General features: G+C 72.7%; 18 protein-coding genes and 2 pseudogenes. 12 read left to right on the plus strand and 8 right to left on the minus strand.

The features are described from left to right. Positions 1-72: 72 nt before the first annotated feature. Both V2W30_RS30870 and V2W30_RS30875 read right to left on the minus strand, forming a co-directional pair. The gene (locus tag V2W30_RS30870) at positions 73-1,323 is read right to left on the minus strand and encodes a cytochrome P450 (RefSeq protein WP_338701660.1); all 1,251 of its coding nucleotides are present in this window, start codon (positions 1,321-1,323) and stop codon (positions 73-75) included. Beyond that, the gene (locus tag V2W30_RS30875; protein WP_338701661.1) at positions 1,320-2,093 is read right to left on the minus strand and encodes an alpha/beta hydrolase; all 774 of its coding nucleotides are present in this window, start codon (positions 2,091-2,093) and stop codon (positions 1,320-1,322) included. The genes V2W30_RS30870 and V2W30_RS30875 overlap by 4 nt, the downstream gene beginning before the upstream one ends. Before the next feature lie 108 nt (positions 2,094-2,201). On the opposite strand from V2W30_RS30875, the gene V2W30_RS30880 reads away from it, so the two are divergent. The 3 genes and pseudogenes from V2W30_RS30880 to V2W30_RS41690 all read left to right on the plus strand — a co-directional run bounded on the left by V2W30_RS30880 (position 2,202) and on the right by V2W30_RS41690 (position 6,453). Then, complete coding sequence (locus tag V2W30_RS30880; protein WP_338701662.1) at positions 2,202-3,047, plus strand: pentapeptide repeat-containing protein; 846 nt, start codon at positions 2,202-2,204, stop codon at positions 3,045-3,047. A 137-nt stretch (positions 3,048-3,184) separates the two neighbouring features. Beyond that, on the plus strand, positions 3,185-5,452 hold the full coding sequence (gene cyc2 / locus V2W30_RS30885) for a germacradienol/geosmin synthase Cyc2 (RefSeq protein WP_338701664.1): 2,268 nt from the start codon (positions 3,185-3,187) through the stop codon (positions 5,450-5,452). A 402-nt stretch (positions 5,453-5,854) separates the two neighbouring features. Next, positions 5,855-6,453: pseudogene (locus V2W30_RS41690) on the plus strand (PDZ domain-containing protein). A 126-nt stretch (positions 6,454-6,579) separates the two neighbouring features. Here the strand turns inward: V2W30_RS41690 and V2W30_RS30895 are convergent. Next, positions 6,580-7,332, minus strand: coding sequence for a metallophosphoesterase (locus tag V2W30_RS30895; protein WP_338701666.1), 753 nt, complete (start codon positions 7,330-7,332; stop codon positions 6,580-6,582). A 261-nt stretch (positions 7,333-7,593) separates the two neighbouring features. On the opposite strand from V2W30_RS30895, the gene V2W30_RS30900 reads away from it, so the two are divergent. Together V2W30_RS30900 and V2W30_RS30905 are read left to right on the plus strand one after the other, a co-directional pair. Further along, positions 7,594-8,721 (plus strand): aminopeptidase P family protein, encoded by a 1,128-nt coding sequence (locus V2W30_RS30900; protein ID WP_338701667.1) that lies wholly within the window; start codon positions 7,594-7,596, stop codon positions 8,719-8,721. A gap of 6 nt (positions 8,722-8,727) precedes the next feature. Further along, a complete protein-coding gene (locus V2W30_RS30905; RefSeq protein ID WP_338701669.1) occupies positions 8,728-9,612 on the plus strand; it encodes an aminoglycoside phosphotransferase family protein in 885 nt (294 codons plus the stop codon). Between the two features lie 196 nt (positions 9,613-9,808). Here the strand turns inward: V2W30_RS30905 and treZ are convergent, their stop codons facing one another. Beyond that, a complete protein-coding gene (treZ, locus tag V2W30_RS30910) occupies positions 9,809-11,557 on the minus strand; it encodes a malto-oligosyltrehalose trehalohydrolase (RefSeq protein WP_338701671.1) in 1,749 nt (582 codons plus the stop codon). Positions 11,558-11,652: 95 nt separating this feature from the next. Further along, positions 11,653-12,591, minus strand: coding sequence for a GNAT family N-acetyltransferase (locus V2W30_RS30915; RefSeq protein WP_338701674.1), 939 nt, complete (start codon positions 12,589-12,591; stop codon positions 11,653-11,655). A gap of 120 nt (positions 12,592-12,711) precedes the next feature. Between V2W30_RS30915 and V2W30_RS30920 the strand changes: the two genes are divergently transcribed. After that, positions 12,712-13,263: a DUF1707 and FHA domain-containing protein gene (locus V2W30_RS30920; protein WP_338701676.1), complete on the plus strand. Its 552-nt coding sequence runs from the start codon at positions 12,712-12,714 to the stop codon at positions 13,261-13,263. Between the two features lie 129 nt (positions 13,264-13,392). Here the strand turns inward: V2W30_RS30920 and V2W30_RS30925 are convergent, their stop codons facing one another. Further along, the gene (locus V2W30_RS30925) at positions 13,393-14,634 is read right to left on the minus strand and encodes a M14 family zinc carboxypeptidase (protein ID WP_338701678.1); all 1,242 of its coding nucleotides are present in this window, start codon (positions 14,632-14,634) and stop codon (positions 13,393-13,395) included. Positions 14,635-15,099: 465 nt separating this feature from the next. Between V2W30_RS30925 and V2W30_RS30930 the strand changes: the two genes are divergently transcribed. Then, on the plus strand, positions 15,100-16,176 hold the full coding sequence (locus tag V2W30_RS30930; protein ID WP_338701680.1) for a cytochrome P450: 1,077 nt from the start codon (positions 15,100-15,102) through the stop codon (positions 16,174-16,176). Here V2W30_RS30930 and treY read toward each other — a convergent pair. Next, a pseudogene (gene treY / locus V2W30_RS30935) lies at positions 16,136-18,534 on the minus strand (malto-oligosyltrehalose synthase). The gene V2W30_RS30930 and the pseudogene treY sit on opposite strands and share 41 nt — an antisense overlap. Positions 18,535-18,615: 81 nt before the next feature. Here treY and V2W30_RS30940 point away from each other — a divergent pair. From V2W30_RS30940 to V2W30_RS30950, 3 genes are read left to right on the plus strand one after another with little or no spacing between them, the layout of a single operon-like run. Then, the gene (locus V2W30_RS30940) at positions 18,616-19,074 is read left to right on the plus strand and encodes a hypothetical protein (RefSeq protein WP_338701682.1); all 459 of its coding nucleotides are present in this window, start codon (positions 18,616-18,618) and stop codon (positions 19,072-19,074) included. Further along, positions 19,071-19,436 (plus strand): hypothetical protein, encoded by a 366-nt coding sequence (locus V2W30_RS30945; protein ID WP_338701684.1) that lies wholly within the window; start codon positions 19,071-19,073, stop codon positions 19,434-19,436. Before V2W30_RS30940 ends, V2W30_RS30945 begins: the two co-directional genes overlap by 4 nt. Beyond that, entirely contained in the window at positions 19,325-19,858 is a 534-nt protein-coding gene (locus tag V2W30_RS30950) for an MFS transporter (RefSeq protein WP_338703834.1), read from the plus strand. Before V2W30_RS30945 ends, V2W30_RS30950 begins: the two co-directional genes overlap by 112 nt. Here V2W30_RS30950 and glgX read toward each other — a convergent pair. Further along, positions 19,833-21,950, minus strand: a complete 2,118-nt coding sequence (gene glgX / locus V2W30_RS30955; RefSeq protein WP_338701686.1) for a glycogen debranching protein GlgX — start codon at positions 21,948-21,950, stop codon at positions 19,833-19,835. The two genes, V2W30_RS30950 and glgX, sit on opposite strands and share 26 nt — an antisense overlap. 160 nt (positions 21,951-22,110) lie before the next feature. Between glgX and V2W30_RS30960 the strand changes: the two genes are divergently transcribed. Both V2W30_RS30960 and V2W30_RS30965 read left to right on the plus strand, forming a co-directional pair. Further along, entirely contained in the window at positions 22,111-22,905 is a 795-nt protein-coding gene (locus V2W30_RS30960) for a Tat pathway signal sequence domain protein (RefSeq protein ID WP_338701688.1), read from the plus strand. 62 nt (positions 22,906-22,967) lie between these two features. Continuing rightward, positions 22,968-24,302 (plus strand): copper amine oxidase, encoded by a 1,335-nt coding sequence (locus tag V2W30_RS30965; RefSeq protein ID WP_338701690.1) that lies wholly within the window; start codon positions 22,968-22,970, stop codon positions 24,300-24,302. Positions 24,303-24,365 lie beyond the last annotated feature (63 nt).

A 24,365-nucleotide genomic window follows, 5' to 3' on the forward strand; every position in this document is an offset into this window, starting at 1 on the left:
TGATCGGGATCGATCGGCCGTCACTGTACACCGGGACCGGCGGCGTACGGAAGCCCCGTCGAGGCCGCCGCCTCACGGCTCCCGGAGCACCGGCAGTTCCTTGATCCCGTTGATGAAGTTCGACACCAGCCGCCGTGGTGTCCCGGCGGGGCGCAGCTCCGGCAGGGCGCGGCTCACCTCGTCGTAGAGCACCCGCAGCTGGAGCCGTGCGAAATGCGCGCCCAGGCAGACGTGCGGGCCGTCGCCGAAGGACACGTGCGGGTTCGGGGCGCGGTGCGGGTCGAGACGGAAGGGGTCGGTGAAGACGCGTTCGTCGTGGTGGGCGGACGCGTGGAGCACGACGACCTTGTCGCCCTCGGCGATACGGGTGCCCGCCAGCGTCGTGTCCTTCGCCGCCGTACGGCGGAACGTGAGCACCGGCGGGTGACGGCGCAGGAGTTCGTCCGTGAGAGACGCCAAGTCCAGCTCGTTCGCGCGGAGTCGGGCGTACGTCGACGGGTTCTCGGCCAGCAGGGACAGGCCGCCCGGCGCCGCGCCGCGAACCGTGTCGTTGCCCGCGATCGTCAGCAGGAAGAAGAACATCTGCCGTTCGGGCGGCGTGAGTTCGGGGTCCGTGGCGAGCGTCGTCATGACGTCGTCGGCCGGGTGCGCCCGCTTGTGGGCGGCGAGCGCGTCGGCGTACGCGAACATGTCGGCCAGGGCGGACGGGGAGCGCGGGTTCACCGGGCGCCCCGCGTCGTCGAGGACCGGTTCCGGCGCCTCGTCCGGGTCCTGGTAGCCGATGACCCGCCGCGTCCAGTGCAGGAGCAGCGCGCGGTCGGACTCCGGTACGCCGAGGAGGTCGGCGAGGTTGAGCAGGGCGTAGTCGTCGGTGACGGTCGAGACCAGGTCGACCGAGGACGTGCCGTCGTCCGCCCGGAGCGCCTTGTCCAGCAGGGCCGTCGCCCGGGTGCGCGCCGCCCGCTCGAACCCCTCGACCCGGCGCGGCGTGAAGGCCCGGCTCACCAGGCGGCGCAGCCGGCCGTGCGCCGGGGGGTCCTGGTTGAGCATCATGCCCCGGATGAAGGGCAGGTCCGCCGGGTCCGGGTCGCGGATCTGCGTCGCGCCGAGGTACGAGGAGTACGTCGTCGCGTCCTTCAGGACCCGGACCACGTCCGCGTGCCGGGACACGGCCCAGAAACCGGGGCCCTCCGGCCAGCCGAGGACCGCCGGCTCGGCCTGCCATGACACCGGGTGGTGGTCGCGCAGGACGCGGTAGCGGTCGTGCGGGACTCCCGCCGCGTACAGGCGCGGGTCGAAGACGTCGGGCGGCCCGCCCGTCACGCGCCGTCCGCCCGGAGGAAGTCCTCCACCACCCTGATCAGCGCCAGCGGCGCCTCGTCCATCGCGTAGTGGCCGCACACCGGCAGATCGACGAGCTCGCCGCGCACGAACCAGCGCAGCCACGTCTGCCGCATCAGGTCCGCCGACAGCGCCGGGTCGAGCTGGCCGGTGACAGCGAGCGCGGGCGTCGTACAGCCTTCGAGTCGGGTGTGGAAGTCGTCGCGCGCCCACGAGTCCAGCCAGGCCCGGAACGCCTTGGCGTCGCTGCACGCCAGCGACCGCTCGACCATGCGGTCCAGCCAGGCGGCGGGGCGGACGCCGCCCGTCGTGACGTCGAGGATGGCGCGGCGGTTCGCGGGCTCGGTGTCGGCCCCGGCGAACAGCTCCCACTGCTCGGGCGGCAGCGCCAGCCCTGAGGCGGGCACCGGGGACACCCCGGCGACGCGCCGCACCCGCGCCCCCGCCCGCGCGACCACCCGCTGCGCCACGCTGCCGCCCATCGAGTGCCCGATCAGCGAGAAGCGCTCCCAGCCGAGCCGGTCCGCCAGGTCGATGACGTCGTCCGCCGCCTCGGCCGTCGTGTACGCGCCCGGCGTCTGGATCGCCTCGCCGTAGCCGCGCAGGTCGACGAGGGCGTACTGGAAGGAGACGCGGTCGAGGTCGGGGACGATCGGCGCGTACGCGGAGCGGTCCGCGAACCAGCCGTGCACCGCGATCACCTTGTGCGGGCCGTCGCCGTGCAGCGCGTGGGGCAGCGAGAAGGAGGCCACGTCGACTCCTGGGGGTGTGGGACGAGCGGTTCCGGTCGCGTCAACGGTGGCGCTCCGCGGGCCGGGCCACAAGAGGGCGTGCGGTGGCGGTCGGCGACAATAGGGGGCGTGACCTCTCCCGATGCCCGTCGCCCCGCTCTGCCCCGCGCCGACCTGACCGCCGACTGCGGCACCTGCTTCGGCCTCTGCTGCGTCGCGCTGCCCTTCGCCAAGTCCCAGGACTTCGCGGCGAACAAGAACGCGGGCACGCCCTGCCGCAACCTCCGGAGCGACTTCCGCTGCGGCATCCACGCCACTCTGCGCGACGACGGCTACCGCGGCTGCACCGTCTTCGACTGCTTCGGCGCGGGGCAGAAGGTCTCGCAGGTCACGTTCGACGGGGTGAGCTGGCGGGAGCGCCCCGACAGCGCGCGCACCATGTACGACGTCTTTCCCGTCATGCGCCAACTGCACGAGCTGCTCTGGTACTTGGAGGAGGTCCTCGCACTGCGCCGGGCCGCCGCCGTGCATCAGGACGCGCGGCGCGCCCTCGACACCATCGACCTGCTCACGCGTGCGGACGCCGAAGAGCTGCTCGCCGCCGACGTGCCCGCGATCCGGGGCGACGTCAACACCCTGCTGCTGAGGGCGAGCGAACTGGTGCGCGCCGAGGTGCCCGGAGCGCTCGGGCGCAAGAAGAACCACCGCGGCGCCGACCTCGTCGGAGCCCGCCTGCGGAAGGCCGACCTGCGCGGCGCCAACCTGCGCGGCGCCCTCCTCGTCGCCGCCGACCTGACCGGCGCCGACCTGCGCACGGCCGACCTGATCGGTGCCGACCTGCGCGACGCGCGCCTGGCGGGCGCCGACCTCACCGGCAGCGTCTTCCTCACCCAGGCCCAGCTGAACGCGGCGCACGGCGACGCCACCACCAAGGTGCCCGCGGCGCTGCGACGGCCCGCGCACTGGGACGCGTAGACCCTATGACCGCCGGGCCTTTCCCGGGCGCCGGGCCGATAAACCCGAAGGGACTCGAACGGCCGCGGTTCACGCGATAGGACGATCATGTGCCGCCCCGCGGATGGCAGTTGACCGGCACGGGTAGGGCCGCGCACATGACACAGCAGTCCTCGCAGCCGTTCCACCTGCCGCGCTTCTACATGCCCTACCAGGCGCGGCTCAACCCGCACCTGGACGAGGCTCGCACGCACTCCAGCGCCTGGGCCCGTGAGATGGGCATGCTGGAGGGCAGCGGCGTCTGGGACCAGAGCGACCTCGACGCGCACGACTACGGTCTGCTCTGCGCGTACACCCACCCCGACTGCGACGGCCCCGCGCTGTCGCTGATCACCGACTGGTACGTGTGGGTCTTCTTCTTCGACGACCACTTCCTGGACATGTTCAAGCGCACCAACGACCGGGAGGCCGGCAAGGCCCACCTCGACCGGCTGCCGCTGTTCATGCCGATGGACCTCGACGCCGAGGTGCCCGAGCCGGAGAACCCCGTCGAGGCGGGGCTCATCGACCTGTGGCGGCGCACCGTCCCCGCCATGTCGGCCGACTGGCGCCGCCGCTTCGCCGAGTCCACCGAACACCTGCTCAACGAGTCGATGTGGGAGCTCTCGAACATCAACGAGGGGCGGATCTCCAACCCCGTCGAGTACATCGAGATGCGCCGCAAGGTGGGCGGCGCGCCCTGGTCGGCGGGGCTCGTCGAGTACGCGACCGCCGAAGTCCCCGCCTCCGTCGCCGAGTCGCGGCCGCTGCGCGTCCTCATGGAGACGTTCTCCGACGCCGTGCACCTGCGCAACGACCTCTTCTCGTACGAGCGTGAGGTGTGCGACGAGGGCGAACTCTCCAACGGGGTCCTGGTGTTGGAGACCTTCTTCGACTGCGGCACGCAGGAGGCGGCGGAGGCCGTCAACAACGTGCTCAGCTCGCGCCTGCACCAGTTCGAGCACACCGCGCTCACCGAAGTCCCGGCGCTGGCCCTGGAGAAGGGCCTCACGCCGGACGAGGTCGCGGCCGTCGCCGCCTACACGCGGGGCCTTCAGGACTGGCAGTCCGGCGGCCACGAATGGCATCTGCGATCCAGCAGGTACATGAACAAGGGGGCCGTCGCCGAGCCGTCGCCGCTGGGCGGGCCCACCGGGCTCGGGACGAGCGGCGCGGACGTACCGGCGCTGCTCGCGTCCGTCGGCGCGGAACGGCTGCGGGCGTACACCCACGTGCCGTACCAGAAGGTCGGGCCGTCGCGACTGCCCGACTTCTTCATGCCGTTCGAGTTGCGCCTCAACCCCGGACTCGACGGGGCCCGCGCCCGTCTCGTGCCGTGGGCGCACCGCATGGGCATCCTGGCGGAGGGCGTCTGGGACGAGGTCAAGCTCGCCGCCGCCGACCTGGCGCTGTGCTCGGCCGGGCTCGACCCGGACGGCTCGCCCGAGGCCCTCGACCTCAGCGCGCAGTGGCTCGCGTGGGGGACGTACGGCGACGACTACTACCCGCTGGTCTTCGGGCACCGGCGCGACCTCGCCGCCGCGAAGGCGTGCACCGCGCGCCTGTCGGCCTGCATGCCCGTCGACGGCGAGCCCGCCCCCGTCCCGGTCAACGCCATGGAACGCGGCCTCGTCGACCTGTGGGCGCGCACCACCGCCACGATGACGCCCGAGCAGCGGCGCACCATGAAGGCGACGGTCGACGTGATGACGGAGAGCTGGGTGTGGGAGGTCGCCAACCAGCTCCAGAACCGCATCCCGGACCCCGTCGACTACCTGGAGATGCGCCGCGCCACCTTCGGCGCCGACCTGACGATGGGCCTGTGCCGCATGGGCCACGGCCCGGCCGTCCCGCCGGAGGTGTACCGCAGCGGGCCCGTCCGCTCGCTGGAGAACGCCGCCGTCGACTACGCGATGCTCATCAACGACGTGTTCTCGTACCAGAAGGAGATCGAGTACGAGGGCGAGATCCACAACGCGATCCTCGTCGTGCAGAACTTCTTCGGCGTCGACTATCCGAGGGCGCTCGGCATCGTGCACGACCTCATGACGCAGCGCATGCAGCAGTTCGAGCACGTCGTCGCGCACGAATTCCCCGTCCTGTACGAGGACTTCAAGCTCTCCGACGAGGCGCGCGGAATCCTCGACGGATACGTGGAGGACCTGCGCAACTGGATGGCGGGCATCCTCAACTGGCACCGGGAGGTGGACCGCTACCGCCCCGAGTACCTGGCGGCCCGCGCCCACGGCTTCCTGCCGGACCGCATCCCGACGGCCCCGCTGCCCACGGTGACACCGACGGTGCGCGAGCCCGAACTCGCCGACAGCGTCGTGCTGTCGGCGCCGACGGCCCCGCACCGGCTGCCCTTCGAGTGGATCGCCTCCTGATCCGCTGACGGTCGCCTCAGACGCTCCGCGCGCCCGCCTCCGAGAGCTGGGCGCGCAGGGCGTCGGCCGCGGCCCGCACGGCGTCCGGCAGGCCCGCGGCGGCCAGGGCGTCGTGCTCCCGGGTGAGGCGCACGCCGAGCATGACACCGCGCCAGTGCCGGACCGGGCTGTCGTCGGCCCCTTCGAGTTGCCCTCTCGCTGCTGAACTCTCCTTTCGGGTGGGTCTATTGAGGTGAGTCGGGCGGGGCCCGTACGGCTTGCGTGGACCGAACCGACGGCGGCATGAGTGCGCTGACCTGCTGTGAGGTGCGGGAATTCGCGCGAGGGCGGGCACTCTCACTCGTTCGGGGATCGTCGCGTGCCGCGGCGGAGGGTAGGGCTGTGGCCGGAGGCGAGCGACCTATGGAACAGACCGCGTTGCGACCCAAGTCCAGGCCAGGAGCCGCGGGGCACGACCCCGGCGGCGCTCCCGGGCGGAAGCCGCGCCCCGCCCGCCGCCCACATGCCGCGCGACGCCGCGGAAAGCGCCTGGTCACCTGGTTGTCCGGCCTGCTCTGCGCGATCGTTCTCGTGCTGGCCGGGGTGGGCCTCGGCACCGTCGGCGCCACCGTCATCGGCATGAGCAAGCTGGCCGAGACGCGGAAGCAGGCGGCCCAGGCGCCCCGGCGCCGGGCACGCCGTCCGCCGCGCCGACCGCGCACAGCGCCGCGCCCTCGCGGTCCCGCGCCGAGGCCAGGGGCAGCCTCGGCGTGGAGGTCGTCGACGCTCCGAAGGGGCCGGGCGCGCTGGTCGTCGCCGTACACGTGCCGGGGCCCGGCTACACCGCGGGACTGGTGCGCGGTGACGTCCTGTTGAGCCTCGGAACGGCGCGGATCGGCTCGGCGAGCGACCTCGCGGCGGTCGTCAGGGACGCGCACCCGGGGCGACAACTGACGTTGACGGTCCGTCACGACAGCGGTGCACGGCAGGAGTTGACGGTGACACCGGGAGTGGTGACCTGAGAGCGCGCGACGCCGGACGCGGACCGGACCGTACGGAGGGCGCGGTCATTGTCCCGTCATGCCGTCGGGGCGTCGTGGCGTCGTACGGAATCGTGGGTGATCGGGCCGTGCGGACCGGCGGTGGCTTCAGACCGTACGGAAGTGCGTCGTCAGGCGTCGCTCGTCGTCCAGGACATGGAACGCGAACCCGACCGGCGCCGCCCGGTCGGCGACCTGCTCGCCCTCCCACGGCAGCCGCAACGTCCATGTCACACCCGGCCCCGCGATCAGCGGCCGCCCGGCGAACGTCGTCGCCGCCGGAGTGTGCGCATGGCCGGCGATGACGGCGACGATCTCCGGCCTGCTCTCCAGCAGGCGTGCCAGGGAGCGGGGTTGGTCGAGCCGGTAGCGGTCGGGCAGCGGGTGGTGGAGGGCGACCGGCGGGTGGTGGAAGGCGATCAGGGCGGGCGTGTCGCCGTCGAGCGCGTCCAGCTCCTCCTCGATCCAGCCGTACGTCTCCTCGTCGAGCGCCCCTTCGTCGGCGCCCGGGACGCTGGAGTCGCACATCAGGATCGCGGCCCCGCCCACCCGGTGCGCGCTGTTCACCGGCCCGTCGGCGGCGGCCTCGCGCAGCAGGGCCTTGCGGTACGGGGCGCGGCTGTCGTGGTTGCCGGGGCAGGTCAGGACCGGGAACGGTGACGCCGGGTCGTGCAGACCGAGCAGCGCGGCCGCCTCCTCGTACTCCGACTCGGCGCCGTGATCCGCGATGTCGCCGGTGACGAGCAGCGCGTCCACCCCTCCCGGCAGCGCCCGCAGATGGTCCATCACGCGGCGGGCCCGCTCGGTGGCGCGCGGGGTCCCGTCGAGGTGCAGATCGCTGATCTGGGCGAGCACGAGCATGGGCGTACGTCCTTGTCCGGTAGAGGGGCCGGGAGACCCCGTACGTAATGGCTCTCCTGAATCTAAGCATTAGCGTTAATGCTTGAACAAGGCTGAGGCGTTAATTGCCGGTGCTGGGTGTGCTTGTGCTCCGTGACGGGCGGCTGTTCGGCCCGGAGGCGGACTCGCGCCGTCCGCGGCCGCCGGGCAGGATGCTGCCCAGAGACCGGACCGTGTTCCCGGGTCCGGTGAGGCGACCGCAGCTTCCTGGAGGTTCCGGAGATGACGACCGGCACACCCGCGCCCTTCACCGCCGCCGACTACGAGGCCCGCATGGAGCGTGCCGCGCAGTCCGCCGCCGACGCGGGACTCGCCGGTGTGCTCGTCGCGCCCGGACCGGACCTCGTCTGGCTCACCGGCTACTCCGTACCGGCCGACACCGAGCGGCTCACCCTCCTCGTCCTCGCCGCCGGGCAGGAACCCACGCTCGTCGTGCCGACGCTGGAGGCGCCCGACGCGGCGAAGGCCGCCGGCGCCGACGCGATGACGCTGCGCGACTGGACCGACGGCACGAACCCGTACGACGTCACGGCCCCGCTGCTCGATGTCACCGGCCGCTTCGGTGTCAGCGACAACGCCTGGGCCATGCACCTGCTCGGGTTGCAGAAGACGCTGCCCGACACCTCGTACGTGTCGCTCACCGAGGCGCTGCCCATGCTGCGCGGCGTCAAGGACGCCGCCGAACTGGAACGCCTCGCCGCCGCGGGCGCCGCCGCGGACGCGACGTACGAGGAGATCAAGAAGGTCGCCTTCGCGGGCCGCGAGGAGAACGACATCGCCCGCGAACTCGCCGATCTGCTGCGGAAGTTCGGGCACTCGCAGGTCGACTTCACGGTCGTCGGATCAGGTCCCAACGGCGCCAACCCGCACCACGAGGCGAGCGACCGCGTCATCCGGCACGGCGACATGGTCGTCCTCGACTTCGGCGGCCTGAAGCACGGCTACGGCTCCGACACGACCCGCACCGTGCACGTCGGGGAGCCCACGGACGAGGAGCGGCGCGTGCACGACATCGTGCGCGAGGCGCAGACGGCGGCGTGCGACGCCGTGCGGCCGGGCATCGCCTGCCAGGACGTCGACCGCGTCGCCCGCAAGGTGATCACGGACGCCGGGTACGGCGAGTACTTCATCCACCGCACCGGGCACGGCATCGGCGTCACCACGCACGAACCGCCGTACATGATCGAGGGCGAGGAGCAGGAACTCGTGCCCGGAATGTGCTTCTCGGTCGAGCCGGGCATCTACCTGCCGGGCCGGTTCGGCGTCCGCGTCGAGGACATCGTCACCGTCACCGAGGACGGCGGCCGACGCCTCAACGCCACGGCGCGGGACATGGCGATCGTGAGCTGAGCCGCCATGCCGACGCCACCGCGCCCCACCGCCGAGACGGTGCGCCACCTCCTGGAGCCCCTGCTCCCGGGAGGCGGCTCGGTCCGCGCCGGTGACACGCCGTACGCCTGGTGGGTCGGCGACAAGCACGTCCTGCGCCTCGCCCCCGACGCTCCGGCGTCGACGCGGCGACGGTGCGAGCTGCGACTGCGCGACCTCGTCCGCCCCTACGTGCCGGTCTCGGTGCCCGTCGGCATCGCGTCGGGGGAGTGGGCGCCCGGACTCGTCTACTCCCTGGACACCCGGCTGCCCGGCGAGACCGCGCAGGAGCGGGAGGTCACGGCCGCCGGCGAGGAGGACCTCGCTGGTCTGCTCACCGCGCTGCGGGCCGTGCCGGTCGCGCGTGCCGCCCAGCTCGGCGTGCCCAAGGTCGCGCCGCGTTCCCTGGAGAACCTGCGGCGGCAGGCGGCCCCCGCGGCCCAGAAGCTCGACGGGCAGGGCGAGTTCGACGCCGAGCGGCTGCGCCAGCTGACCGGCCACGCGGTGGCTCAGCTCGGACCGCTGCCCGACGCCGTCCTCGTCCACCACGGCCTCTCCGGCGAGCACCTGATCGTCACGCGCGACGGGCGGGTGACCGGCGCGCTGGGCTGGGGTGACGCGGTCATCGGCGACCCCGCGGAGGACATCGCGGGCCTCGCGGCATCGGTCGGCGCACGCGCGGCGGTCCGCTCCGCGACGCTGGCGGGGTACGGGGCGCGGGTGTGTCTGCGGGGGTTGTGGCTGGGCCGGTGCGACGCGCTGGTCCGGCTGGCGGAGGGCGACGCCGGGCCGGAGGGCGATCGGGCGCTGCTGCGGGTGCGGCTGGAACGGGTGTGGGAGCCGATTCTGCTGGAGCTGGTGTCGGAGGGGTGAGGGGGGTCTTGGGGCGGTGGATGCGGGCCGGTGGGTGCGGTTCGGTGCGGGTGTGCGGGTGCGGGAGCGGTGGGGGCTGGTCGCGCAGTTCCCCGCGCCTCTGAAATGCGCACTGCGTGCGCCCTCTCAGAGGCGCGGGGCATAAGGGCGCGGTTCCGCTCAGCCTCCACCCACCCGCACCCGCACCGCCGCCCCCCTAAGGCGCGACAGCGACCACGCACGACTCCGGCGGAATCGTGAGCACTCCGTCCGCCCCAGGGACGTCCACCCGCTCCCATGCCGCCAGCAACCGCGCCACCGGCCGCCCCAGCGGAATCGACACCGCCGCCCCCGACAGGTTCACCGCCACCCGCAGATCACCCCGCCGGTACGCGATCCAGCGGGCCTCCTCGTCGTACGCGACCCGCACCGCCGCCAGATCCGGGTCCTGAAGGTCCGTACGGGCGTGGCGCAGGGCGATGAGTTCCCGGTACCACGCGAGCACGCGCGCGTGGTCGCCGCTCTCGCGCTCCGACCAGTCGAGACAGGACCGCAGCCGCGTCGCCGGGTCCTGCGGGTCCGGGATGTCGGACTCCGCCCAGCCGTGCGCCGCGAACTCCCGCCGCCTGCCCTTGCGTACGGCGTCGGCGAGCGACGGGTCGGTGTGGTCCGTGAAGTACTGCCACGGTGTGCTCGCCGCCCACTCCTCGCCCATGAACAGCATCGGCGTGAACGGGCCGGTGAGCACCAGCGTCGCCGCGCACGCGAGGAGGCCGGGGGAGACGGAGGCGGCGAGCCGGTCGCCCTGCGCGCGGTTGCCCACCTGGTCGTGGGTCTGCGTGTAGGCGAGCAGCCGGTGCCCGGGTGTCCGGGTACGGTCCACCGGACGGCCGTGCCGGCGGCCGCGGAACGTCGAGTACGTGCCGTCGTGGAAGAAGCCGTGCGTGAGCGTCTTGGCGATCGCCGCCAGCGGCTCACGCGCGAAGTCCGCGTAGTACCCCTGCCGTTCACCGGTGACGGCGGCGTGGATCGCGTGGTGGACGTCGTCGTTCCACTGCGCGTGCAGGCCGATCCCGCCCTCCGCGCGCGGCGTGATGATCCGTGGATCGCCGAGGTCCGACTCGCCGATCAGGAAGAGCGGGCGGCCCAGCTGTCCGGCGAGGCGGTCGACGTCCGCCGACAGCTCCTCCAGGAACGTCAGCGCCCGCCGGTCGTGGAGTTCGTGGATCGCGTCGAGCCGCAGCCCGTCGATCCGGTAGTCGCGCAGCCAGGTCAGCGCGCTGCCGACCAGATAGGCACGCACCTCGTCCGAGCCGGGCGCGTCCAGGTTCATGGCGCTGCCCCACGGCGTGTGGTGCGTGTCCGTGAAGTACGGGCCGAACGCGGGCAGATGGTTGCCGGACGGGCCCAGATGGTTGTGCACCACGTCCAGGACGACCCCGAGCCCCCGCTCGTGCGCCGCGTCGACAAAGCGCTTCAGCGCCTCCGGGCCGCCGTACGGCTCGTGCACGGCCCACGGGCCGACCCCGTCGTAGCCCCAGCCGTGCCGCCCCGGGACCGGGGACAGCGGCATCAACTCGACGTGCGTGATGCCCAGGTCGACCAGATGGTCGAGGCGCTCGGCGGCGGCGTCGAGGGTGCCCTCCTGCGTGTACGTGCCCACGTGCAGCTCGTACAGGACCGCGCCGGTCAGATCCCGCCCCGCCCAACCGGTCCGCCAGACGTACCGGTCGTGGTCGACGACCGCGCTCAGCCCGTCGGGCCCGTCGGGCTGGCGGCGGGAGCGGGGGTCGGGCAGGACGGGGCCGCCGTCGAGCGCGAACCCGTAGCGCGTCCCGTCCCTGGCCTCGGCCGACCCCGACCACCAGCCGACGCGATCGGGATCACGCTCCAGCTCTGTGTCCGCAGCGCCCGCTACGTGGAGCGTGACCCGCTCGGACTGTGGTGCCCACACCTCGAACTGCACGGACGGTTCCCCCTCGTCTGCGGCCGGTGACGACGCGTCCATGGTGCGTCACTCTTGATCGTCAGGAGGGCCGATTCGGCGAGTTGCGGCCCGGGTCACACGTAATGGACGCGCTTCTGCGTCACCGGGTACCCGGCCTTCGTGAAATTCGCCGCCATCGGGACGTTCCCCTGGTCGGTGGCCGCGTCGATCGCCTCGGCACCCTGCTCGACGAGGAAACGCGTCGATTCCACCAGGAGGTCATACGCATAACCCCGCCCGCGCTGCTCCGGCACGACCCCGATGAAGCCGATGATCGGGCCCGAGTGGTTGTACGCGGGCACATGGATGCCGACGACGTCGCCGCCGTCCTTCGTGTACGCCAATCGCAGCCATGAGCGGGGCGAAGGGCACCAGTGGAAGAAGTCCAGCTCCTCCCGCGCGGCCTGGTCGAGGCCGCCCTCCTCGACCGCGCGCAGCGCGTGCGCGTCCAGCGTCGCGGAGTGCACGCGACGCAGCACGTCGAGGACGACCGCGTCGTCCGGCTCCGCCCGGAACTCCAGCCGGCCGGGCCGCTCCGGAACGCCGTTCTCCGGAGTCCACCGGTAACGGAAACGCTCCACAAGAAGGCGCATGCCCGCCTGTCGCGCCGCCTCCATGCGTGCTTCGGCGGCGGCGCGCACCTCGGGGCGCTCCTCCCAGTCGGCGGGCAGGATCAGCTCGTACTCGACGTCGTACGGGGCCTGCTTCAGGAGCTCGACGCCCGCTTCCAGGTCGTCGGGGGAGACGTCGAACCAGTTCAGGTTGACCGGCTCCGCGTCGTCCGGCGCGCCCCACCAGGCGGCCCGTGCCACGACGCGTCCCGCGCGCAGCGCCACCCAGGTCCGGGCGGGGTCGTAGTCACCGCCCTCGGCGAACGTGCGGTAGTCGACTCCGGTGATGACGCGGCCGACGAGGCCCGGGTCGTCCATGGAGTGGAAGAGTGCGGTGTCGCCCTTCGAAGGCTCGCCGTCCGTGAGGGCGCGAATCACCAGGTCCTGCGTGACAGAGGTCAAGAACTCTCCTTGTGGAGCGGCCCGTTCCCGGCCGCGGCGGCGACGAACGTAGCAGGGGCGGGAGCGGGACGCTCCCGGTTTTCTGGACACCCCGGCCCCCGCTGCCCGACAATCACCTCTGTGACGTCCTCTTTTGAACACCACACGTACCCGGGGCGGTTGTCCGACGCCGAGCGGGACCGTGCGCTGAAGGTGCTCAGGGACGGGGTCGCGCTCGGCCGGCTCTCGCACGACACGTTCGTGCGCCGCATGGAGCTGGCGCTCGCGGCCCGCAAGCCGGACGAACTGGCCGTGCTCACCGCCGACCTGCGCCGCGAGAACCGGTGGTCGCGTGCCGTCTTCGGGGCCGTGGGGGCCGTCTCCGGGTTCACCGTGCGGCTGCGCCGCGCCTGGACCGTCGAGCGGCTGCCCAAGCTGCTGCTGCCGCCGGTCGCCAACCCGTACCCGCTGCGGATCGGCCGCGACCCGGCGAACGGCCTGCGCCTCAGCCACGAGACGGTCTCGCGGGTGCACGCCGAGCTGAGCCGGCAGGGCGGCACGTGGGTGCTGCGCGACCTCGGCTCCACGAACGGCACGTCCGTGAACGGCCGGCGGGTCATCGGCGCCGCCGTCGTCCAGGACGGCGACCAGGTCGCCTTCGGCCGGATGTCGTTCCGGCTCTCCGCAGGCTGAACCGCCCGACTGACCGGCCGACAGGCCGACCGCCCGACTGACCGGCCGACGGACCGACAGACCGACAGACCGGCCGGCAGGCCGTCGGTCCGTCTTTGTCATCCGGCGGGCCCGGTCGGCCGGGCGCGGTCAGCCCTGCGCGTGCCGGACCGCCGCGATCGTCGTCCGCGCCTGGTGCTCGACCTGATGGGCCACCGGCACCCAGCGCGCCCCGAACCGGTCCGCGTACACCTCGCACCAGCGCGTGACGAGGGCGTCGAGGCGGGGCGCCGCCAGGTCGTCGGCCTCCTCCAGGACCCGCAGCAGCATCGCGGCGGCCCGCAGCGGCAGTCGCCGCGCGAACGCGTCGATCGATCCGATGTACGCCATCGTCGCGTTCGGCGGCGGGGGCTGCATCCAGTCGTCCGCCAGGCCCGGTACGAGGCTCAGTGCCCAGCGCGCCGCCCGCAGCAGCGGGCCCGTGGTGTCGGGGAGGCGGGGCAGGGACTCCGCGAGGATGTCCTCGACCAGGAGGGTGTCGCGGCTCAGCCGCGCCGACAGCCGCGCGAGGGCCCGCTCGGGCGCCGGGTGCGTCGCCGGGTCGTCGACCAGGTCGCTGGCCCACATGGGGACCTCGACGATGGCCGTGGAGCCGCCGTAGCGGTGGGCGTGATGCCAGGTGGAGTGCCGGGCGTCGTCCGGCAGGCTCGGGAACGCGGCCTGCGCGTCGGGGTCCGGCATCACATGCACCCCGCGCCCGGAAGCTGGCCAGCCCGCCGCGTCGGACGCCCCGGTCTCCACCGGGATGTGCAACTCCGCCGCCGACTTCGCGAACGGCTCGGCGAGCCCCGGTATGTCACGCGTCAACTGCACCCAGCTGCCGCCCAGTTCCGTGCCGTGCAGCGACACCTGGAGGTAGGGGCGCAGGTGGTCGATGACACCGGTGAGCGTCCGCGTCTCCGGCGGGAGCCGGTCCGGCGGCAGCACGGACGGCGACCACTCGGGCTGCTCCGGGCCCGCGGGCCGGAAGAAGTGCCGGTGGTAGTCGAGGAGGGTGCGCGGCGCCGGTGTGCGGTGCAGGGCCGCGCCGTCCGGGTCCGCGCAGAGCAGGAAGTGCCAGGACCGGTCGGTTCTCAACTCCCGGTCCATCAGCGCTCGTTCGGCCAGGTGCAGCACCGTGGAGGCGCCCGTAGGTTCGTTGGCGTGCGCGCCCGCGACGATCAGGACGGCACGCCGGTCGTGTCCCACGGACAGCAGCTGAAGGGGTCTGTTCCCCCGGGACAGACCGACCTGGCGTAGATGGCACAGGTCAGGTCGGTGGGTCGCCAGCTCCCGCGCTGACTGGACCAGTTCGGCCGAGGTGGGGTAGCGCTGCTCCGTCAGATGACTCACCCCCGTTGGTGCTCTCGGCGTCAGCAAAACGCAGTACCCCACGCCAGGACCGGACTGTCAAGAAGGCCTGTCCCGGCCGCCGTCCCGCGTCCCGGCACCCGTGCAGGCCACACCCCGCATGACGGGAGAACGTCTCGGCGACAGACTTCGTTCCGGTTCTTCCCGCCGTGCGTCCCGTCCATGGATACGGGACCGGCGGGCCCGGTGTTCATCCCGGTCTCCGCCGAAATCTCAGGCTATGCCCTTACGGAGGGTAGGCGCCATCACTCGTACGGGCGTACGAGGAGAGCGCGCCGGAGCCGCCGGTGGTCCGCTGGGAGGAGCCGCGCGCAGCACCGGTGCGCGCATCGGCGCACAGAGTGGAGCCCCGCGGTGCTGTGCCCTCTCGGACAGGCCTCACAGCCCGGGGTCCGTCGTCACCTCCCCCTCCGTCCCACGCCGCCGCCAAGCCTCGCCGACCCCGACGTGGCCCGTGACCCGTACCCGCTGTACCGCAGGCTCCGCGACACCCACCCCCTCCTTCACGACGAGGTCTTCGGCGCGTGGCTGCTCAGCCGCTACGTGGACGTGCGCGCGGCCCTCGCCGACCCCCGCCTGGTCGCCCCGCCGCCCGGCCGCTCCTTCGCCCACCTCGAAGAGGCCACGCACGACGCCCACCGGGCCCTCGTCTCCCCGGCACTCCAGGGACGCGCGCTGGCCGCGTTGAAGGCGGGCGTCGACCGCACCGCCTACGTGCTCGCGCGCCGCCTGATACGCCTCCAAGAGGCCGACCTGGTCGAGGAGTTCTGCCACTGGCTGCCCGCCGCCGCGGTCGTGGCCGCGCTCGGCCTGCCGCCCGCCGACACGGTCCGCATCGCCCCCTGGTGCCGCACCGGACTGACCCACCTCGGCGGTGTCCCCGCCGACCTCGACCTCGACGCGTTCCTGCGGCCCCACCTCGCCCGCCGCCGCGCACACCCGGGCGGCGACCTCCTGTCCGTGCTGTGCACCGCGCGGACCGACGGGCGGCCGCTGTCCGACGAGGCGGTCACCGGGCTCGTGGCGACCCTGCTCGGCGCGGGCGGCGAGGCCACCGGGCGGGCCCTCGCCGCGCTCCTCGCCAACCTCCTCGACCACCCCGCCCAGTTGGCGCTCGTCCGGGCCCGGCCCGGCCTGGCCGACGCCGCCTGGGCCGAGTCGCTGCGCCGCGACCCGGCCGTGCACATCGTGCTGCGCCGCGCCCTCGCCCCGGTCGAGACGAGCGGCGGCACGATACCCGCGGGCGCCACCGTGGCCTGCCTGGTGGGCTCCGCCGGCCGGGACGCCACCCGCTTCGCCGACCCCGACCGCTACGACGTCTTCCGCGCGGCCCCGGGCCAGCTGGCGTTCGGCGCGGGCCGCCACCGCTGCCTCGGCGTCCAGCTCGCCCGCCTCACCGCCGGTTCGGGCCTGCGCGCCCTCCTGGAGGCCCTGCCGGTGCTTCGCTGGGCGCCGGGCTTCAGACCGGCCCCCGAGGGCCTGCTCACCCGCTCTCCGGCCGCTGTGCGGGTCCGTCTGCGCTGACCTCGTCGGCCCGGACCAGCAGCGCCACCGGCAGCCGTCCGAACAGCTCCGCCGCGCGCGCGTGCCCGCTGAACCGCCGCTCGGGGCCGAGCAGCTCGACCCAGTCGCCGTCCGGCAGCCGCACCTCCGTGTCCCGCCACCCACCCGCCTCCGCGAGCCGCAACGACAGCCGGGTCACGGCCACGATCACGCGCTGCGACCGCATGTAGGCGACGCAGTGCGCCGCACCGGGACCCTCGGCGGACAGCGGTGTGTACGTCGCCCCGCCGCCGAACCAGTCCGGGTGCTCCTTGCGCAGCCGCAGCGCCGCCTTCGTGAGCGCCGACTTCTCCGTGGAGCGTTCGGCGTCGAAGCGGGCCGCCGCGCGGTTGTCCGGGTCCACGAGGGCCCGGTACTCGTGCTCCGTGCCCTGGTAGAGGTCGGGGACGCCCGGCATCGTCAGATGGACCAGCGCCATGCCCAGGACGTTCGCCCGCACGTGCGGTGCCAGCGAGTCCATGAAGCGCAGCACCGCGTCCCCGGGAGGACCGCACGGGCCGGCCGACACGAAGTCGCGCACCGCCTTCTCGTAGGAGGGGTTCTGCTCCGTCCACGTCGTGAACAGGCCCGCCTCGCGCGCGTGCTTGAGCATCGCCCGCTGCAACCGCTCCGGCTCCGCGGGGCCGAGCCCGGCCACCGTCTGCCAGGCCGCCCACGCCAGTTGCGGGTCGGGGGCGCTGGTGCCGCCGCCGTGCGCGGTCCGCTCCGTCACCCCGGCCAGCAGCGCCTCCCAGCGGCCCGGACACTGGGTCAGGACCGAGATCCCCGCGCGTACGTCGGCGCTGCGCTTCGTGTCGTGCGTCGACAGGGCCGTCGACGTGTACGGCCAGTCCCGCTGCACGCGCGCGCAGTACGCGTGGAACGCCTCCGCCGCCACCGCCGGGCTGTCGGGGCAGCCGCCGACCTCCAGGGCCGACAGGAGCGGCGTGTGCCGGTAGAACGCCTTGTCCTCGACCGACTTGGCCCGCAGCGCCGACGCGGTCTGCGCGAACCGGTCACGGAACCCGCGGTGCCGCGGGCCCGTGCCGCGCCGCCCCAGCGCCAGGTCCCGTACGGCGTCCACCGCGCGCGCCTCCTCCGGCACGGCGAACGCGGCCTTCGCGTCCGCCGCGTCGTCCGCCGTCAGGACCGACTCCGGGTCCGCGCCGCCCGTCGCGTACGGGCGGTACACCGGGACCCGCACCAGCAGCTCCCGCAGCGCGGCGCGCAGCGCCACGGCGCGTGGTCGCGCAGCTCCGGCTCCAGGGCGCACAGCGCCACCGCCTCGCGCGTCAGCCGGTCCACCTCCGTGGCCAGCTCGTACGTCACGACCCGCCGGGCGGCGCGGCGCACCGTCGCCGCCCAGTCGCCGCCCTGGTCCGCCGCGGCGCCCGTGAACCGGCGGAACAGGCCCAGGAGGTGACCGGCGCCCGCCGGGTCCGTGAACAGGCCGTCCACGTGCCGCAGGGCGTCGTATCCGGTGGTGCCCGCCACCGGCCAGGCCGCGGGGAGATGCTCGTCCGCCTCCAGGATCTTCTCGACGACCGTCCACCGGCCGCCCGTCGCCTCGGCGAGGCGGCGCACGTAGCCGCCCGGGTCGGCGAGGCCGTCCGGGTGGTCCACCCGCAGCCCGTCGACGACACCCTCGCGCACCAGACGCAGCACCGTCGCGTGCGTCGCCTCGAAGACCTCCGGGTCCTCCATCCGCACCGCGATCAGGTCCGAGATGGTGAAGAAGCGCCGGTAATTGAGCTCCGTGCGGGCCAGCCGCCACCAGGCCAGGCGGTACCACTGCGCATCCAGGAGCTGCGGCAGCGGCAGGTCCCTGGTGCCCTCACGCAGGGGGAATTCGTGCTCGTAGTAGCGCAGTACGTCCCCGTCCACCTTCATGTGGGGCAGTTCGTCGCCCACATGTCGTGCGAGGACCGGGAGCAGCACCCGACCGCCCTGCGCCTCCCAGTCGATGTCGAACCAGCGCGCGTACGGAGACGACGGGCCGTGCCGCAGCACCTCCTGGAGCGGGCCGTTGTGGCGCGCGGACGCCGCCATGTGATTGGGCACGATGTCGACGACCAGGCCGAGCCCGTGCGCGTGCGCTGTGTCCGCCAGCGCCCGCAGGCCGTCCTCACCGCCCAGTTCGTCGCGCACGCGCGCGCAGTCCACCACGTCGTAGCCGTGCGTCGAACCGGGCACGGCCTCCAGGACGGGCGACAGATGCAGATGGGAGACCCCCAAGGAGGCCAGATGGGGGACCGCGACCGCCGCCGCACCGAACCCGAAGTCCGGTTGCAGCTGGAGCCGGTACGTCGCCCACGGGATCGTCGGATGCTGAGGCGTCATGCGAACCTACGTACCCCCATGGGCGGGTTTCGTGTCATCGCCGCATACATGACCGCGTCCGGACGTCGTTAGCGTCGGACGATGAGCGACGGATCGACGAAGGCGAGCGCGACGACACTCGACACCTACCGGCAGGTGGTCGCGGTCACGGGAGGGCTCCTGCCGACCGTCTCGTTCCTCGGCAGGCTCCCCGTCGCGGTGATCCAGTTCGGCAGCGTCCTGCTCGTCACGCGCACGAGCGGCTCGCTCGCCACCGGCGGCACCGTCGCCTGCGCTCTCGCGCTCGGCCAGGTCGCCATGGGGCCCTTCGTGGGCCGCCTCGCGGACCGGCGCGGGCAGCGCTCCGTGGTGCTCGCCTTCGCGCTGCTCAACTCGCTCGCCGTGGCCGTCTACACGCTGGGCGCGCTGAGCCACCTGCCGACGCCCCTCCTGGTGGCGCTCGCGGTCCTCGCGGGCGCCACCGTGCCCGGCATCGGACCTCTCGCGCGGGCCCGCGGTGTCGCCCTCGTCCGCCGCGAGGGGCCGACGAACGCGTCGTGAACGCCGTGCTGTCCCTGGAGTCGACGATGGACGAGCTGTCGTTCGTCCTGGGCCCCGCCCTCATCGGCGTCGCCTCCGTGCTCGCGCACCCCGCCTACGCGTTCGCCGGCGCCGCCGTCCTGGTCGCCGTCTGCGGCACCGCCTTCGCCCTGCACCCGACGGCCGCGGCCGTGCCCGCGCCGCGCCGCGCGGCCCGGTCGCCGAGCGGCCGCGGCTGCCCCGCCAGGTCCACGTCGTGCGCGTGGGCCTCGTGCTTCTCGGCGTCCTGCTCGGTGGCTGCGGCGCCGGAATCACCGCGCTCACGCAGGAGCTGGGCCACGAGGACCAGGCCGGGCTCGTCTACGCCGCGATGGGCGTCATGAGCGCCGTCGTCGGCCTGTCCATGGCGGCCGTCCCCGAACGGTTCGCGCTGCCGCACCGCTGGCGCGTCGCCACCGCCGCCGCGGCGCTCCTGTCGCTGCCGCTGATCGTCACGCACAGCATGCCGCTCCTGTACGTCGCCGTGACCGTCTTCGGCGCCCTGTTCGCACCGAACCTGATCACCGGGTTCGGGCTCACGGAACGGGCCGTGCCGCGCGAACGGCTCGCCGAGGGCATGACGGTCGCCGCGAGCGCGTTCGTCGGCGGACAGGCCGTCACGCTCGCCGCGGCGGGGCGCCTCGCGCAGGCTCACGGCCCCGCCGCCGCGTTCGCGGTGGGCAGCGCGGCCGCGGCCCTCGCCTTCGTCGTCGCATGGCGCGTACGGCCCCTCCAGGCCCCTACGCCGGCCGCCGCAGCACCGTGAGGCTGCGCGCCGCCAGCGTCAGCCGGTCGCCCGCCTGCACCTTCTGGCCGTCGTCGGCGGGCAGCCCGGTCGCGAGCGCCGTGTCCACGACCGCCTCCCACTGCCGGCCGTGATTGACCGGAACCACGAACTCCAACTCCTCCGGCGAGGCGTTGAACAGCAGCAGGAACGAGTCGTCGAGGATCCGCTCGCCGCGCGGACCCGGCTCCGAGATCGCGTTGCCGTTCAGGAACACCGCCATCGAACGGGCCTGCGCGGCGCCCCAGTCCTTCTGGGTCATCTCCTCGCCCTCGGGCGTGAACCACGAGATGTCGGAGAGCTCGTCGTGCGTGCCCTCCACCGGGCGGCCGTGGAAGAAGCGGCGCCTGCGGAACACCGGATGCTCCTTGCGCAGCCGCACCATCGCGCGCGTGAACTCCAGGAACGGCTCCGGCGGGGCGTCCTCCTCGGCCCAGCGGACCCACGCCACCTCGTTGTCCTGGCAGTAGGCGTTGTTGTTGCCGCCCTGCGTACGGGCGAACTCGTCGCCGTGGCTGAGCATCGGCACACCCTGCGACAGCATCAACGTAGCGACGAAATTACGCATCTGACGCGCCCGCAGGTCGAGCACCTCCGGGTCGTCCGTCTCGCCCTCCACGCCACAGTTCCACGACCGGTTGTGGCTCTCGCCGTCCCGGTTGCCCTCCCCGTTGGCGTCGTTGTGCTTGTCGTTGTACGAGACCAGGTCGTTCAGGGTGAAGCCGTCGTGGCACGTCACGAAGTTGATCGAGGCCAGCGGCCGGCGGCCGTCGTCCTGGTAGAGGTCGGACGAGCCCGTGAGGCGGCCCGCGAACTCGGCGAGCGTGCGCGGCTCCCCGCGCCACAGGTCCCGCACGGTGTCGCGGTACTTGCCGTTCCACTCCGTCCACAGCGGCGGGAAGTTGCCCACCTGATAGCCGCCCTCGCCGACGTCCCACGGCTCCGCGATCAGCTTCACGCGTGACACCACCGGGTCCTGCTGCACCAGGTCGAAGAACGACGAAAGCCGGTCCACCTCGTGGAACTGCCGCGCCAGCGTGGCCGCGAGGTCGAAGCGGAACCCGTCGACGTGCATCTCCTCGACCCAGTAGCGCAGCGAATCCATGATCATCTGGAGCACGTGCGGGGAGCGCATCAGGAGCGAGTTCCCGGTCCCCGTGGTGTCCATGTAGTAGCGCGGATCGTCGGCGAGCCGGTAGTAGGACGGGTTGTCGAGGCCCTTGAAGGAGAGCGTCGGGCCCAGATGGTTGCCCTCCGCCGTGTGGTTGTAGACGACGTCGAGGATGACCTCGATCCCCGCCTGGTGCAGGGCCCGCACCGCCGACTTGAACTCCAGGACCTGCTCGCCCCGGTCGCCCCACGACGCGTACATGTTGTGCGGGGCGAAGAAGCCGATCGTGTTGTAGCCCCAGTAGTTGTTCAGGTCCATGTCGACCAGACGGTGGTCGGTGACGAACTGATGGACCGGCATCAACTCCAGGGCCGTCACGCCCAGTTCGGTGAGGTGCTCGATGATCGCCGGGTGCGCCAGCGCCGCGTACGTGCCGCGCAGCTCCTCCGGCAGCGCCGGATGGAGCATCGTCAGACCCTTCACATGCGCCTCGTAGAGCACCGTCTCGTGGTACTCGGTGCGCGGCGGGCGGTCGTCGCCCCAGTCGAAGTACGGGTTGACCACGACCGACGCCATCGTGTGCGGCGCCGAGTCCTGGTCGTTGCGCTCGTCCGGTGATCCGAAGGGATACCCGTAGACCGCCTCGCCCCACTCGATGCTGCCGCTGACGGCCCGCGCGTACGGGTCGAGCAGCAGCTTCGCCGAGTTGCAGCGCAGACCGTTCTCGGGCTCGTACGGGCCGTGCGCGCGGTAGCCGTAGCGCTGCCCCGGCATGATGCCGGGCAGGTACGCGTGCCGCACGAACGCGTCGGACTCCCGCAGTTCCACTGCGGTCTCCGACCCGTCGTCGTGCAACAGGCACAGCTCGATGCGGTGGGCGGCTTCGGAGAAGACCGCGAAGTTCGTTCCGGCGCCGTCGTACGAGGCACCCAGGGGATACGCCTGTCCAGGCCAGACCTGCATGGCTATGACTCTTCCACTTCCGGCCCGGTGATCCGGGCGACATCGGCCAGAGTCTCCCCGAAAGTGGCGGAACCACCCAGGAGTTGGGTCCCTCTTACAGGAAGACCACGCAATACCGGCATGCCCTCCGGTGGGACTGCCGGGGAAGTAGGGGGAAGATGTGCGCGAGCTAGCAAGACGCCATCTCGGGAAGCTGGTGGCGGGGGTGGCCCTCGCGGCCGCCGGTGCCGCCGTGGCGATCGGCACGAGCCTGCCCGGTGACGACGCGGGCGGCGCGGGTGACGCGGCCAGGGCCGGCGCGGCCCAGCGCGACGCCGTGGCTCCGGAAGGCACGGTCGAGGCCGCACCCGCCGAGGGCGACAAGGGCGTCGGACGCGACCCGCTGACCGACGCCGAGACCGACCGGGCGGAGCAACTGGCCGTGGCGGGGACCGCGTTGAGGATGGACGCCAGGGACGTGGAGGGCGACCGCGGCCCCCAGCACCTGTCGACCAACCTGACCGAGGTCGACCCGGGCCTGAGCGCGGCGGACGCGGCCCAGCGCCGCGCCGACGTCGTCTACTACGACTACAAGAGCGACTCCGTCGTCACCAAGACCGTCAACCTCGACAGCGCAAAGGTCGAGGACACCCGCACCGACCACGGCGTGCAGCCGCCGCCCAGCAAGGACGAACTCGCCGAGGCGGCGCAGCTGTTGATCGCCGACCCGCTCGGCGCCGACCTCAAGAGCGACTACAAGGACGCGACCGGACGACCGCTCACCACACAGGACCAACTCCAGTTGAGCGGCATGGTGTTCCGCAAGGAGACCGTCGCGAAGGTCCCCTCCGACCTCACGGAGTGCGGCAAGCACCGCTGCCTGCGCGTCGTCGCCAAGGTGAAGAACGGGCCGTGGATCGACACCCGCGCCCTCGTCGTCGACCTCAGCGACCGCGAGGTCGGCCGCCTGCCCTGATCCGGCGAGCCGTTCCGTCACCGCTGTCTCCTGCCTTCTCCTGCGCAAGGGAGCCCTTTCGTATGCCCGACAAGCACGTCACACGCGTCCCGCACGTCACCAGAGCGGCGCGCGCCCGCAGGCCCGCCACGCTCCTCACCGGCCTCGCGGTCACCGCGCTGCTCGGCACCGCCCTCGCCGCACCCGCCACCGCCGCGCCCCCGAAGGCGCCCGCCGCCACGCCCGCCTGCTCGGCGGCGTACCAGATCGAGCAGACCCTCGACGGAGGCACGACCTGGCGGATGTGCTGGCACTACAACACCCTGTCCGGGCTCGTCCTGGACAACGTCAGCTATCAGCCCAAGAGCGAGTCCACGCCGATCTCCGTTCTCACCAGTGCCCGCCTCGCGCAGGTTCATGTCCCCTACGACGACGGGGAGAACGAATACGACGACATCACGGGCACCGACTTCGGCCTCGCCCTGCAGAAGCTGAAGCCGGCCGAGTGCCCCGGCGGCACCATCAAGACCGTCAAGGTCCCCGACATGGGCGACGTCCAGGGCCTGTGCGCGACCACGCGTGCGCGCGGGCACGCGTACCGCCTCAACGACGACGACTCGACCGGCGGCAGCGGCAAGCTCTACAGCGCCCAGGGCAAGGACCTGCTGGTCTACACGGTCAACAAGGCGTCCTGGTACGAGTACATCACCGAGTGGCGCTTCTCCTCCGACGGCACCATCACGTCGAACGTGGGCGCCACCGGCAGCCTCTCCCCGTACGACTACAAGGGCACCGACGGCAAGGGCTGGCCCATCGGCAAGGGCGCGACCGCCTACGCCGAGAGCCACAACCACAACGTCTTCTGGCGGCTCAACTTCGGCCTGGACGGCTCCACCAAGAGCAAGGTCGAGCAGTACGACTCCAAGGTGACCCCGCCGGTCGGCAGCGGATCACCGACCACGAAGACGACCCGTACCCCCGTCACCAAGGAGCTCGCCGGTGACGTCAAGGACATGCGGTGGTGGCGCGTGGTCTCCACGGCGGGCAAGAACGAGGACGGGCACCCCCGCTCCTACGAGTTCGTGCCCGGCCGCTCCAGCAAGTTCCCCGGCCGCTCGTTCACCAAGCACGACGTGTACTTCACGGAGTACAAGAAGTGCGAGCAGTACGCGAGCGACAACCCGGCGTCCGGCTGCGGCGGCACAAGTGTGGACAAGTGGGTGACGGGACAGACCCTGAAGCACCCGATCACCTGGGTCAACATCGGGTTCCACCACATCGCCCGGGACGAGGACCAGCAGCCGATGCCGGTGCACTGGCAGGGCTTCTCCCTGGCCCCCAGGGACGTGACCGCTATGAATCCGCTCACTCCGGCGGACCTGGCGGGCCAGAACGGCGTTCCCGGAAACGGTAGTTGAGAAACTCTCCTCTCTATCCGGCTGCACCGCCGACCGCTCCCGGAGTACCCTTCCTTGATCGTT

Source organism: Streptomyces sp. Q6 (genome assembly GCF_036967205.1).
Classification (GTDB): domain Bacteria; phylum Actinomycetota; class Actinomycetes; order Streptomycetales; family Streptomycetaceae; genus Streptomyces; species Streptomyces citrinus.